This is a genomic window from Nocardiopsis sp. Huas11 (assembly GCF_003634495.1).
Taxonomy (GTDB): Bacteria; Actinomycetota; Actinomycetes; order Streptosporangiales; family Streptosporangiaceae; genus Nocardiopsis.
The window spans coordinates 4,017,865-4,030,405 of sequence record NZ_RBKY01000001.1 but is presented as its reverse complement, the minus strand read 5'-3'; the positions used below and the strand labels follow the sequence as shown (position 1 = coordinate 4,030,405).

8 protein-coding genes are annotated in these 12,541 nt (G+C 75.2%); 3 read left to right on the top strand and 5 right to left on the bottom strand.

From position 1 onward, the window contains the following. Window positions 1-126: 126 nt before the first annotated feature. Window positions 127-1,011: a LysR family transcriptional regulator gene (locus DFP74_RS18360; protein WP_121183136.1), complete on the bottom strand. Its 885-nt coding sequence runs from the start codon at window positions 1,009-1,011 to the stop codon at window positions 127-129. Between the two features lie 98 nt (window positions 1,012-1,109). Between DFP74_RS18360 and DFP74_RS18355 the strand changes: the two genes are divergently transcribed. Together DFP74_RS18355 and DFP74_RS18350 are read left to right on the top strand one after the other, a co-directional pair. Next, on the top strand, window positions 1,110-2,534 hold the full coding sequence (locus DFP74_RS18355; protein ID WP_121183134.1) for an FAD-binding oxidoreductase: 1,425 nt from the start codon (window positions 1,110-1,112) through the stop codon (window positions 2,532-2,534). After that, window positions 2,531-3,871, top strand: a complete 1,341-nt coding sequence (locus DFP74_RS18350) for an MFS transporter (protein WP_121183132.1) — start codon at window positions 2,531-2,533, stop codon at window positions 3,869-3,871. Before DFP74_RS18355 ends, DFP74_RS18350 begins: the two co-directional genes overlap by 4 nt. Window positions 3,872-3,879: 8 nt before the next feature. Here DFP74_RS18350 and DFP74_RS18345 read toward each other — a convergent pair whose 3' ends face one another. After that, complete coding sequence (locus DFP74_RS18345; RefSeq protein WP_121183130.1) at window positions 3,880-4,338, bottom strand: hypothetical protein; 459 nt, start codon at window positions 4,336-4,338, stop codon at window positions 3,880-3,882. Between the two features lie 167 nt (window positions 4,339-4,505). Here DFP74_RS18345 and DFP74_RS18340 point away from each other — a divergent pair, with 167 nt between their 5' ends. After that, window positions 4,506-5,279 (top strand): alpha/beta hydrolase, encoded by a 774-nt coding sequence (locus DFP74_RS18340; RefSeq protein ID WP_121183128.1) that lies wholly within the window; start codon window positions 4,506-4,508, stop codon window positions 5,277-5,279. A 132-nt stretch (window positions 5,280-5,411) separates the two neighbouring features. Here the strand turns inward: DFP74_RS18340 and DFP74_RS18335 are convergent, their stop codons facing one another. Genes DFP74_RS18335 through DFP74_RS18325 form a run of 3 tightly spaced genes read right to left on the bottom strand, consistent with a single transcriptional unit; the run spans window position 5,412 to window position 12,537 of the window. Next, window positions 5,412-9,596, bottom strand: a complete 4,185-nt coding sequence (locus DFP74_RS18335) for a TIGR02680 family protein (RefSeq protein ID WP_121183126.1) — start codon at window positions 9,594-9,596, stop codon at window positions 5,412-5,414. Then, entirely contained in the window at window positions 9,593-11,020 is a 1,428-nt protein-coding gene (locus tag DFP74_RS18330) for a DUF2398 family protein (RefSeq protein ID WP_121183124.1), read from the bottom strand. The genes DFP74_RS18335 and DFP74_RS18330 overlap by 4 nt, the downstream gene beginning before the upstream one ends. Then, window positions 11,020-12,537 (bottom strand): TIGR02677 family protein, encoded by a 1,518-nt coding sequence (locus DFP74_RS18325; protein WP_121188342.1) that lies wholly within the window; start codon window positions 12,535-12,537, stop codon window positions 11,020-11,022. Before DFP74_RS18325 ends, DFP74_RS18330 begins: the two co-directional genes overlap by 1 nt. Between the last annotated feature and the right edge of the window lie 4 nt (window positions 12,538-12,541).

Here is a 12,541-nt window from a genome sequence, read left to right as displayed (position 1 = left end):
CCGGGCGGTTGCCGCCGAGGGGGTCGACACCGCGCGCACCAGCGTAACTCCCGTGTTCGCGGCGGCTTCCGGCCGGGACCGGCCTTCCGTGACCGTGCGGGGCGCGGGTCCGGGGCGGAGCCCGGCTCAGCCGTCCGGGTCTCCTGGGAGCACCGCGAGCAGGTGGCGGACCGCAGGCGAGGGCGGGCCCGGGGGCACGGCGAGCCGGACCCTGGAGCGGACCTCCTCCAGCGGGCGGTAGACGATGCCCGGCAACGGCGGCGGAGGCCCCACGGGATAGAACAGCGTCCACGACGGCGGGGCGTGCGCCATGTCGGCGAGGGTCTCCTGGAGCCGGGTGAACGGCGGCCCCTCGGGCGGATCGATGCCCGCTTGGAGGAACGCGCGGGCCACCAGGCGGCGGAACGGCGGATTGTGCCGGTGCTCGGCCAGGCGTACCGGCAGGTCGCCCAGGAGCCGGAGGGAGAGCGTGTCGCCGTCGGCGAGCGGGTGGTCGGAGGGGATCGCGGCGATCAGCGGATCGGACCACGCCGGCAGCAGTTCGAGCCCGGGTTCGTCCTCGAGGTCGCGCACGAGCGCGGCGTCCATGCCTCCCGAGCGCACCCCTTCGAGCCGTTCCGCGAGCTGGGCCTTGGTGATCGCCACCCTCGGAGCCTCCGGACGGGCGGCGAGTGCGGCGAGCACCGGATAGAGGTGCGCGTCCGGCGCCTGGCCGGTGCCCAGGTGCAGGGTTCTGGTCCCGGCTCCGGCCGACGCCAGGTCCGCGGCGACCCGGCGCATGCGCTCGGCCGCGGCCAGCACCGCGCGGGCCTCCCCCAGCAGGCGCTCGCCGGCCGCGGTGAGTCGGACGTGGCGGGTCGAGCGGTCGAACAGGCGCAGGCCGAGCTCGCGTTCGAGCCTGCCCACCTGCTGGCTCACCGCGGGCTGGCCCACGTGGAGCGCCGCGGCCGCGCGGGCGAACCCGCCCTCGTCGGCGACCGCCGTGAAGTAGGCCAGCTGCCGCAGTTCCACCCGCCCACCCCGCCCGGTCCGCATTCATCACGATCGGTGATAACTGTACGTGCGAGACGCGTCTGGTTCGGCGGCTCCCCGACCGGTGGGATCGCACCATGCCGAAAACGAACCCGAACACCGCGGCGGCCGGACTCGGCCGCCGGACACAGGGGCCGGTGCTCCTGCCCGGACACCGCGAGCACGACCTGGAACTCGCCGGATTCAACCTCGCCGTCGACGCGCGCCCCGCGCTGACCGTCGGCGCGACCGGGCCGGCCGACGTCCGGGCGGCGGTCGCCCACGCCGCCGACCACGCACTCACCGTCGACGTGCGGGCCACCGGCCACGGCGTGGGACCGCGCGAGGGCGGTCTGCTCGTCAGCACCCGCAGGATGACCGGGGTGCGCGTCGATCCGGTCGCGCGCACCGCGCGCGTGGAGGCCGGGGCGCGGTGGGAGCGGGTCATCGCCCTGGCGGCCCCGTTCGGCCTCGCGCCCCTGAACGGGTCCTCACCGCTCGTGGGCGCCGTCGGCTACACGCTCGGCGGAGGTCTGCCGGTCCTGGGCCGCACCTTCGGCTGGGCCGCCGACCGCGTCCTCGGACTCGACCTGGTCACCGCCGACGGGCTCTCGCGCCGGGTCGGTCCCGACCAGGACCCCGACCTGTTCTGGGCGCTGCGCGGCGGCAGGCGGGGCTTCGGCGTGGTCACGTCCATGGACGTGGCCCTGGTGCCGGTCACCGGGCTGTACGGCGGCGGCCTGTACTTCCCGGGCGACCGGGCCCGCCGTGTCCTGCACGCGTGGAGGGCCTGGGCCGAGGACGTCCCCGAGTCGATGAACACCTCGGTGGCGCTGCTGCGGCTCCCGGACGCGGACGGGGTGCCCGAACCGCTGCGCGGACGACTCACCGTCCACGTGCGCGTCGCCCACGTCGGGACGGCGCGGGCCGGGGCCGACCTGCTGCGGCCGCTGCGCGCGCTGGGCCCGCGCCTGCTCGACACCGCCGACGCGATCCCCACGACCGCCATCGCCTCCGTCCACGACGACCCGACACATCCCCTGCCCTTCGACGAGCGCTCGCTCATGCTCCGTTCGTTCGACGAAGCCGCGGTGGACGCCCTGATCGCGGCCGTCGGACCGGACTCCGGGCAGGAGGGGATCGCGATGGTGGAGGTGCGGCGCCTCGGTGGCGCGCTGGACCGCGAGCCGGAGCACCCCCGCGCCCTCGACCACCGGGACACTTCCCACAGCCTGTCCGCGCTCACGCCGGTGGCGGGCGCCGCCCCGGGCGGGTGGGCGGCCGCCGCGGGACTGCTGGAGCGCATGGCGCCGTGGGGCACCGGTCGCGCCTTCCTCAACTTCCTCGGCGGGCCGGGCGGCGCGGCGCTGACCCACGAGGCCTTCACGGCGGGTGCCCGCGCACGGCTGGCCGAGGTCAAGGCCCGTCACGACCCGTCCGGGCTGTTCCCGGCGGACTTCGCCCCTGCCCGGACCCACGCCCCTACCCAAACCCACGCCCCTTCCCAGAGGAGTCGAGTGTGACCGCGGACCTGCGTACACGACCCGAGCTCGGAGCCCGCTCGACCGGACTGCGCCTGGGCGCCCTGTTCGGACCGGCCGTCTTCGGCGTGACCGCCGCCGGGGTCGCCCTGCCCGCCGTCGGCGCCGACCTGGGGGCGGCCCCCTCCGCCACGGTGTGGGTCCTGACCGTGCACGCCCTCGCCCTCGGTATCGGCACGGCGCTGTTCGGCCGCCTGTCCGACACCGCCGGGGCGCGTGTGGTCCTGGTCTGCGGAGCCGTGCTCCTGCTCGCCGGAACCGTCCTGTGCCTGACGGCGCCCGGGCTCGGCGTGCTGGTCGCGGGCCGGTTCGTGCTGGCGGCCGGCTCCGGGGCCATGTCCGCCGCGGCCCTCGGCCTGGTGGGGGCGGTGCGCCCGGAGCACCGCGGGACGGTCCTCGCCGTGTTCGGGGCGGCCATGGCGGTCTGCGCCGCCTGTGCCACCCTCACCGCCGGGGTGCTCACCGACCTGGTGTCCTGGCGGGTGACGCTCGTCCTGCCCGCGCTGTCGGTGTTCGTCGCCCCGCTGTGCCTGCGCCTGGCGACCCGTCCGGGGTCGGACCGACCGGTCGACCTGCCCGGCGCCGGACTACTCGCCGCCACGTCCGCGGCCGTCCTCGTCCTCCTGCAGTCCTCGGCGCTGGGGCTGTCGGGGCCGACCGTCGCCGTGGTCGCGGGGCTGTCCGTCCTCGGCGGCGCCGGCACGGTCCTGTGGGTCCGGCGGGTTCCCGAGGGGTTCGTGCCCCGTCGGCTCGTCACCGACCGGGGGTTCGTCGTCGCGGCGGTCGCCGGAGGCGGGATCTACGCCGGCCTGTTCGCCGCGATGTACGCGGTGCCCCAGGTGCTCGTGGTCGAGCACGGATGGGACGTCCTCGCCGTGGGCATGTGGCTGCTGCCCGGTGCCGTGGCCGGGGCGGTGCTGTCGAGACTGGCCGGTGGACTCGCCGCGGGCCGCGGGGGGCGGCCGTTGGCCGCGGGCACGGCGTCCGCGTTCGGCGTGGCGCTGATCCTGGCCGGCGGGGCCACGAGCGGGCCCGCGCTCTCCGTGGTCGGGGCCTCACTGGGGTTCGCCGCGTTCTCCGCGGTGCAGGTCGTGGTCACCGGGACCGTGTCCGCACGGCTCGCGGCGGCGGAGCGGGGCGCCGGGCTGGGGCTGCTCAACCTGGCCTTCTTCGTCATCGGCGGGGCGGGGTCGGCGCTCGTCGGCGCGCTCGCCGCGCTGCTGGGGCCCTCGGTCGCGCTCGCCGTCGTGGGGGTGCTGCCCCTGCTGGGCGGAGGACTCGCCCTCCTGCTGCCCGGGGCGCCTCCGCGCGACGCCTGAGGAGGGGTTCAGGTGTGGCGGGCGCGGGCGCGGATGCGGGCGGCGGAGACGGGGCGGTACATCGACAGGGCGTCGTTGAGCAGCTTGGGCATGCGCTGGCGTCCGCCGTCCTCGCCGAACAGCAGCAGCGGAAGCTCGCCCGCGTCCTGCGGGGCGGGGGTGGTGTCGATCCCCGCCGCGACCAGCGCGTCCCGGCCCTGGGGCGTGCGCGGCCAGGTCAGGACGCAGTCGCCAGCTTCGAGGGGACGCGGGAGGGAGTCGACGACGGCCCACATCGCGTCCGTGTCGGTCTCCTCCACGAACACCAGGCCCAGCGGTGTGGGCAGGAAAAACGTACCGCCCTCGACACCGGTGAGGACGGAGGCCCAGAAGCGGTCGGGGCACAGCACGTACACGCGCTCGTGCTTCATGTCGTCGGCGAGGCGGTCGATCGCGACATCCTCACGGAGCGGGGCGGGGTCGGCCATGAGCCGATCCTCGCACGCGGGACGCGTCCGTGCGGGTGGTTCGGCCACATCCACCGCGGCCGCGCGACGCCCCACCGTCCGGCAGCGGTCCGACAGCGGTCCGACAGCGCGCTCGGCCGCCGGTATGCCTTGGACAGGAGCGGCGGCGGATGGCAGGCTGTCCGGCCATGAGCGACCTTTCGACGACACTGACGTTCCACCCGCCCCGAGCCGATGTGCCGTCGCCGGCCTCGGGCGCCCCCGGGGTGATCGTCATGCCGGGCGGTCGCTACATGCGGCACGCCCAGCACGAGGGGAAGCCGGTCGCGGACTGGTTGGGGCGGCTCGGATACGCGGCCTGGGTGCTGGAGTACCCGGTGGGGCCGCAGGACGTGCACCCCGCGCCGCTCAACGCCGCGCGGGCGGCGATGCGGCGGGCGCGCGCGGAGGCGCCGCGGCTCGGTGTCGACCCGGACCGCATCGGCGTCCTGGGCTTCTCCGCGGGCGGCCACCTCGCCGCCCACCTCGCCGCCGGCCCGGACACGACCGAGGACGAGCGGCCCGCGTTCGCGGTGCTCTGCTACGCGGCCACGTCGTGGCACAGCTTCTGGCTCGGGTCGCCCGACGCGTCGGAGTCGGAGTCGGAATCGGACGAGGACCCGCTCATCGGCCCCGGCTCGACCCCGGAGAAGCGCCGCGCGGTCTCGGTCGAGTTGATCGCCGTCCCGCAGACGCCGCCGACCTTCGTCTGGCACTGCGCGGACGACGCCCTCGTCGAGGTCGACCACGCCCTGTCGTTCACCCGGCGCCTGGCCGAGCTGCGGGTCCCGGTCGAGCTCCACGTCTTTCCCACCGGCGGCCACGGCCTCGGGCTGGCCGAGGGTGCCGCGCACGCGGGAGCGTGGACCTCCCTGTGCGCGGAGTGGCTCCGGAAGGTGGCCCCCGCCGATTCCCGGCTCTGAAGGGCTCCCCGGAACCGGAGATGCAGAACTGACCGAGGACCGGCATCCCCCGAGTCCGGATATCGCCGGAATTCCGGCACAGGGTGCCCGAAAGAACTCATTCGGCGCACAAGGCGGTGAACGGATCCTGCGTCATTCCTCGGCGAGCAGGGTGCCGGCGGTGGACTGGGGAACGAAGCGGCTGGGGGTGATCCCCAGGAGTTCGGCGGCCAGTTCCTCGTTGCCGGAGAAACCCGCGTCGGCGTCGATGGTCTGCGCGCCGTCCCAGAGCATGAGCATGGCCGAGACCGTGTGCGAGCCCTTGTCGTGGTGCATGTCGTAGTGGGCGGCCATGGGAACACTGTCGTAGTGCACCCACAGGTCGTGCCCGGTCATGAACATGTCCAGGTCGAAGGTGACGGTCAGGCCCATCAGCTCCGGCTTGTAGCGGTCGTCGATGCCGGCGAAGGCCTCGTCCAGCGCGACCACGCGCGGGCAGGTGGGGGCCGCCGAGGAGTACAGCGCGTTGGCCGCGGCGAACAGCGGCAGGTGGATGGCGGCGGACTTCTCCCCGCCCGACATCTGTTCGTGCTTGTTCTTGGTGAGCCGGACCTCCTCCTGCCCCGGCACGGCCAGACGCAGCTCGAACCGGTACCAGGTGCGGTAGTCCAGGACCGCGGACAGCACCTGCTTGTAGCTCGCCCGCGGGTGGGCGGCGTGGTACTCGCGGATCATGTCCCGCAGGACCGCCCGCAGCTCGGCCAGACCGGAGGGCCCCAGGCCGGTCCCGTCGCGCTTGACCAGTTGGGCGGCGGTCCGCTCGCGGTCGCCCCGCGCCTCCGAGCGCGCCCAGCGGATACCGATCCGCGTTCCCGAGGACATGGGCCGGGCGCGGGTGTCGCGGTCCATCCGCTGGACGAGTTCACGGGCGGCGGCCACGCGCTCGTGGATCTGCTGGGCGATACCGCCGAGCAGCTCGTCCTCCAGGACCCGGTGCTCCTCGTCGCGCATCAGCGCGCTCTGCTCCTCGACCCGGTCGGCGATCGCGCGCGCGAAGGCCGAGACCGGGCTGCGTCCGCCCTCGTCGTTGACGAAGACGGTGATGACGCCGGTGGGGCCGACCTCGTGGTCGACCCGGTAGCCCTCGGAGTCGCCGCCCAGCGTCTCCTGGAAGGTGCGCAGCGCGTTGGACATCCGGGTGGCGGTGCGCTTGATGTCGTTCTCCCCCACCTTGGGCGCGGTGCCCACGGCCTCGGTCAGCGCCGTCAACAGCGAACCGACCCCCTCGGGGAGGGCCTCGCGCACGGTGGCGGCCGTGTCCGAGAGCAGCGCGTCGGCGGCCTCCTCGGGGCCGGGCCAGTTCCGCCGGTCGGGCCAGGCCGCGCCGGGGTCGATGCCCAGTACCGCGCGCACCGCGGGCTGGGTGAACTCTCCCAGCGACTCCAGCCGCTCATCGAGGGCGCCCATCGCGGTGGTGAGCGCTTCCCTGCCCTGTTCGCGCTGGGTGTCGGAGCGGATCACCGCCTCGTGTTCGGTCACCGCGGACGCGCGCACGGCGTCACGTTCGGCGGTGGTGCCGTGCAGGTCGCCGCGCAGCCCGTCGAGCCGGGCGAGGATCTCCTTGACCGGGGCGTCGATGGCCGCTTCCAGGGCGGCCAGCTCGGCGGCCTCCTCCTCGTGGGCGGCGCTCTGCTCGGCCAGGTCGGCCTGGTCGGACTCCAGGGCGCCGGTGAGCCGGTCGATGGTCTCCCGGCGCCCGGCCAGGTCGCGCTCGAACTCGGCGGCGTCGGTGCGGGCCGCGTGCAGGGCCCCGGCCGTCTCCAGGAACCCGGAGAGGGCCGCCGCCACGGCCTCGGTGCCCGCGCGGTCGGCGGGCATGGCCCGTTCGGCGGCCACCGCGCGGACCTGTCGGCGGCGGGCGTCGACCTCGGCCACCGCGGTGTCCAGAGAGCGCCGGAGCCGCTCCGCCGTGGCGCGGGCGGAGGCCAGCAGGGTCGAGCGGTGCTCGACCGCGCGCACGGCCTGCGCGACGGGGGTGGGGTCGGGCAGGTCAGCGCGGGCCCGCCCGTAGTCCTTGAGGAGTTCCCTGGCCTGTTCCAGCCGGTCGCCGAGCGCGGCGCGGCGCTCGGTGAGGTCGCCGATGCGCCGGTCGCAGGCGACCAGGCGCTCACGTCGGCGGTGGGCGCGGTTGGTGGCGCCGATGAACTCGGCGGCGGGTTTGGGGTGGGCGCCCACGAGCACGCCCAGTCCGAAGCGGGCGCGGGCGTCCACGCCACCGCCCAGGACGCCCTCGTCCCGACCGTGGAAGGGCAGCGAGCGCAGGACCCGGATGATGGTCTCGGCGGGCACGTGGTCCTGGCGCTCGGGCACCAGGACGTCGGCGAGCGTGCCGCCCTCGGCCACCTCGGCGGCGGGCAGCAGGTAGGCGTCGGCGTCGCCGTCGGCGAGCGCGGTGCGGGTGAGCTCCGGATCGGGGTGGATCCACGCCGTGAGCAGGCCGGCGGCCTGGAGCGCCCCTTCGACGGCGGCGGCGCCGTCCTCGGACAGGTCGTCGGCGAAGCGCACCAGCCGCCACAGGGGTGCGCCGAGCCGGCCCCCGCGCGCGGCGGTGCGGTGGTGGTCGACGGGCGGGGCGTCGTCGCGCTCTGCGGCGATGTCGTCGCGTTCGCTCCGCAGCGCGGTGAGTTCGCCGTCGATCGCCGAGGCCTCGGTCTCCAGCCCCTGGACACGGGCGGCGACCTCCAGTTGCGCGTCGTGGACGTGCTCGTTGAAGACCTCGGTGAGCGTGGCCGTGCCGGGTTCGCCGAACCGGGACACCGCCTCGGCCAGGGCGTCGCGGCCCTCCGGGCCCAGGATGCTCCAGCGGTCGGCCCACTCGCCGACCGCCTGGGCGGTGGCGGCGCGCAGGGCGGCGAGCTCCTCGCCGGCGCGGGCACAGCCGTCCTGGGCCTCGTCGAGGTCGGCCGCCGCGCGGGCGCTGTCGGCGTCGGCGCGCCGGCGCGCCGCCTCGGCCGTGTCGAGGGCGTCCAGGTGCTCGCGGACCGCTCGGACGTCGTCCTCCCGGGCGGCGGCGCGGGCGCGAGCGGTGGTCGGCAGGTCCTCGCCGGTGTCGACGGGCCCTTGCGCGTCGTGGCCGATCCCGGCGGCGTCGGCGGTCTCGGCGAGCTCGCCGGACAGCCGCCGGGCGGTGGCGCGGTCGCGGTCGATGCGTTCGGCGACGCGGGCGGACTCGGTGCGCAGGTGGGTGATCTCCTGGACCTGGTGGTCCACCCGGGCGGCCTGGGTGGCCAGGAGGCGGGAGCGCTCCTCGTGGTGCTGGCGCCGGGTGCGCAGGCTCTGGTGGCTGCGCAGTGCCTCGTCGGCCTCCAGCGCCTTGACCTCGGCCGCCAACGTGCCGATCCGGGCGTCCAGGGCCTGTTCGCGGGTGCGGGCCTCGTCGCGGGCCAGTGTGGCCCGGCGGTTCTCCGCGGCGGCCGCCTGCACGGTGTCGGCGTGGGCGGCGGCCTGGTCGACGGCCGTGGTGACGCCGGCCAGGCGGTGGCGGGCGTTGGTGGTGAGGTAGTCGGCGTACTCGGCGGTGAAGGCCCGTACGGCCTCGTCGGCGGCGGTGGCGTTGTCGAAGCGGACCTGGACGGCGGCGAGGTTGGCGAAGTCGCGGGCGGCCTGGTCCACGAGTGCCTCGTCGACGGGGCTGAGTCCGCTGGTGAGGGTGTCGGAGACCTTCTCCGGGTCCAGGTCCTTGGCGAGCAGCGGGCGGCGCAGGGCCAGCAAAAGGTCCAGGAGCTGGATGTAGCGGTCCTTGAGACCGAAGAGGCGGGCGTCGACGGCCCGCCGGTAGTCCGCTGCGGTGCCGTGGTGGGCGTCCTCGCCCAGGACGGCCTTGAGCTGGCGTTCGGTCAGCGGTCGGTTGTCGGCGGCGAGCAGGCCGAAGTCCACGCCCAGGCGCTGGTCGGTGACGAAGAAGGACGGTGCGACGCCGTCGCGGTGCTTGTGCGCGCGCAGTCCGATGACCAGGGTGACCGTCTCGGTGCCCGCGGTTCCGTCCGCGGGACGCGCGAACTCCATCCACACGTAGCCGTACGCCGACTCGTCGCCCCGGTAGAGCAGGTTGGACTTCATCGTGCGGTTCTGGCCGCTGAAGGGGTCGAGCCTGCGGGCGTCGGTGTAGCCGTCCAGGATGAACGGGAACAGCACCTCCAGCGCCTTGGTCTTGCCCGAGCCGTTGTGCCCGCGCAGGATGAGGCGCCCGTCGGCGAAGACGAACTCCTCGTCGACGTAGTCCCAGACGTTGATCACACCGGCGCGGCTGGGACGGAAGCGGTCGCTCCTGCGGGTCATGCGGTGGTTCCTTCGGAGTCGGGGGCGGCGGGTGCGCCTGAGGCGGGAGCGTGGGCGTCCAGGGTCCCGAACGGGAGGTGACCGGTGTCCTCGCGTTCGGGCAGGGCGCCCTGGATGTTGCGGTAGCGCAGCGCGGCGGGCATGACCAGCACCCCGCCGGGCACCGGGCGGACCAGGCGCAGGTCGGCGAGCAGGGCCAGGGCGGCGTCCAGGAGCCCGTGCGGGTCCTGCTGCCAGGCGTTGGTGAAGGAGGCGGCGCCGAACTCGGCGAACAGGTCGGCCACCATGTCCTCCAGGCGCCCGCGCTCGACCAGCGGCACCCGCTGGGAGTCGGCGGCGGGTACGGCGGCGGCGCCGTCCCCGGTGTCGGTCCAGGCGAGTTCGCCCACCACGCCGTGCCGGGGCAGGCCCGCGTCGACGAGCCGGACGAGGTCGGCGTGCTCGTCCGAACGCGGGGGCACCTCCATGTGCACCAGGGCGGCCCAGGAGGTCTCGAACAGGTCGGCCATCTGGGCCAGGAGCAGGCCGGCCGTGCGGGTGACCGCGCCGCCGCGGCCGGGGAAGGGCCGGTCGGTGAAGAGCCCGCCGGGGTCGGCCAGCAGCACGCCCTCCGCCCGGCGCTCCACCGTCAGACCGGTGACCCTGGCGACCTCCTCGGCCAGGCCCCTGGCGCGCAGGGCCGCGGCGGTGTCGGCGTCCAGGTCGGCGTAGTAGACGGCGGGGTGCTCCAGCAGCAGGCGCCGGGCCCGCTGGGCGGTGCGCTCCCGGCGGGATCCGCCGGCGGCTGCGTCGCTGAGCAGGCCGGTGACGCTGCCCAGGTGCTGCACGGGGCGGGCCGGACGGAACAGGATCTCGCAGACGTCGTGGTCGACGTCGAAGAGGGCGTCGGCCTGCTCGCCGCCGCGCGCCCACGCCTCCAGGGAGCCGTCGGACAGGTGCAGGGCCCCGCGGTCCAGCAGCCAGTGGGCGACGTCGACCAGCGCGGCCTTGTGCGTGGAGTCGGTGGGGTCGTAGCCCAGCCCTTCGACGGCGTTGGCCGCCGGGGTGAACTGGCGGACCAGGTCGCCGAGGCTGATCTCGATCTGCGAGCGCTGGAAGCAGGCCATCAGCAGGCACAGGTAGGCCAGCCGCCGCCGGTCGAAGGGCCGTCCGCGGCGGGAGAAGACCTGGCGCTGGGTGGGGTCGAGTTCGTCGAGTTCGCGCACCAGCCGTACGTGGTCGGTGGTGGCGATGAGCGTGTAGCCGAACAGGGCGCGCAGGTCCTGGGCCATCTGGTCGGCCCAGCGCAGCACCTGGTCGAGCGCTCCGGGGCGGGGCCGCGACGCGGTGATGAGGTCGCAGGTCAGGACCCGGCGCACGGCCTGCTGGTAGGAGCCCAGGTCGGCGGGGTCGACGGTGCGGACGGAGCCGCGGCGGCCGGCCATCACTTCCCCTTCCCGGTGGCGAGTTCGAGCCGGAACCCCGGCAGGTGGAGCGTGCCCCGGCTGGTGCGGACGCTGCTGCCGCGGTCGCTGGGCACCAGGCGCACGGCGGTGCCGCCGTCGGCGCCGGTGGCCGAGCCCAGGCGCCCCGCGACCACCGAGCGCGACTCCAGGGCCTTGGTGACCAGGCGGAGCAGGATCCGGGTGTCGGCCTCGTCCAGGACGCGGTCGTGCGCGCCCTCGTCGGCGAGCCGCGCGGCGGCCACGCGTTCGGCGGCGCGGTCCTGGGCCTGCTGCCGCCGCAGCGCCGACCGGGCCCCGGCGTTGCGCTTGACGGGCTTGGGCACCCCCGTGCTGGGTGCGCGGTCACTGCGGAAGAGCGTGACGGACAGTTCGACGCCGGGGGCGTCCCACCAGGTGGTGGTGGGCGGGATCTGTTCGTCGTCCTCGTGGGCGGTGCCGAGGTGGCGGGCCGAGCGCACGTTGAACGCGGCGCCCATGAGGGCGTGGGCGGCACCGTCGTCGGGGGTGTTGAACACCCACTCGGCGAGGTGGCGCAGCTGGGTGGAGCGGTTGACGCCGCCGCGCTGGGCCTCGGTGAGCTGGCGCAGCAGCGCGATGACCCCGGAGACCGCGGAACGGGTGGCGGCGCCCAGCTCGGCGGCGCGGGTGGGCGCGCCGCCCTCGGAGGCGAACCAGCCGCGGACCGCCCGCCAGCGGCGGCGCCAGTCCTCCACGCGCTCGTCCCGGGCCATGAACAGGCGTTCGTCGGCCTCGGCGGCGCGGGAGAGCAGGGTGGCCAGTCCGGTGCCCTCGACGTCGTGGACGGCCTGGTCCAGGCGCGGCAGGTAGCGGTCCAGCTCGGCCATGAAGTCGGACATGTGCACCAGCAGTGCGTTCTTGTGGCGCAGGAAGACCTCCGGCGAGGCCTGGGTGGAGCGCAGGATCTCGCCCAGGGTCACGTGGAACTGCGCGGAGCGCCGACCCATGTCCTCCATGACCGAGTCCAGGCGGGAGAGCCGCCGGTAGACGCTCTCGGTCTGCCCGGTGCGGTTGGCCTCGGCCAGGGCGGTGAGGTCCTCCAGGACGTCGGAGAAGACCAGCCGGGAGAGGTTGACGTCCTCCACCCGGGCGCCCAGGACGTTCTCCACCGCCCGGTAGGCCCAGTAGCCGAGTTCGCTGAACTGGTAGACGGACTGGCGGTTGCGGTAGCTGGCCAGGTCGCCCGCCCGGGAGGCGTCGTCGAAGCGGTGGACGACGCCGTCGGCGCTGAGCTCGTCCAGCCGGTGGCGCAGTCCGTGCTCGGGCACGGGTGCGCCGGGGTGGCTCGCGGAGAGTTCGCGCAGCGCGGTGGCCACGTCCTCGGCCCCGGCCTGGACCTGGTGGACCTCGCGCAGGCGGTCCAGCGCGCGCAGGATCCACAGGTAGGTGATGTGGTCGTCGCGTCGGGTGAAGTTGAACAGTTGGAAGCGGTCGCTGACCGCGAGCGCGTCCAGATCCAGAGCCCTGCGCTCGGCCAACGTC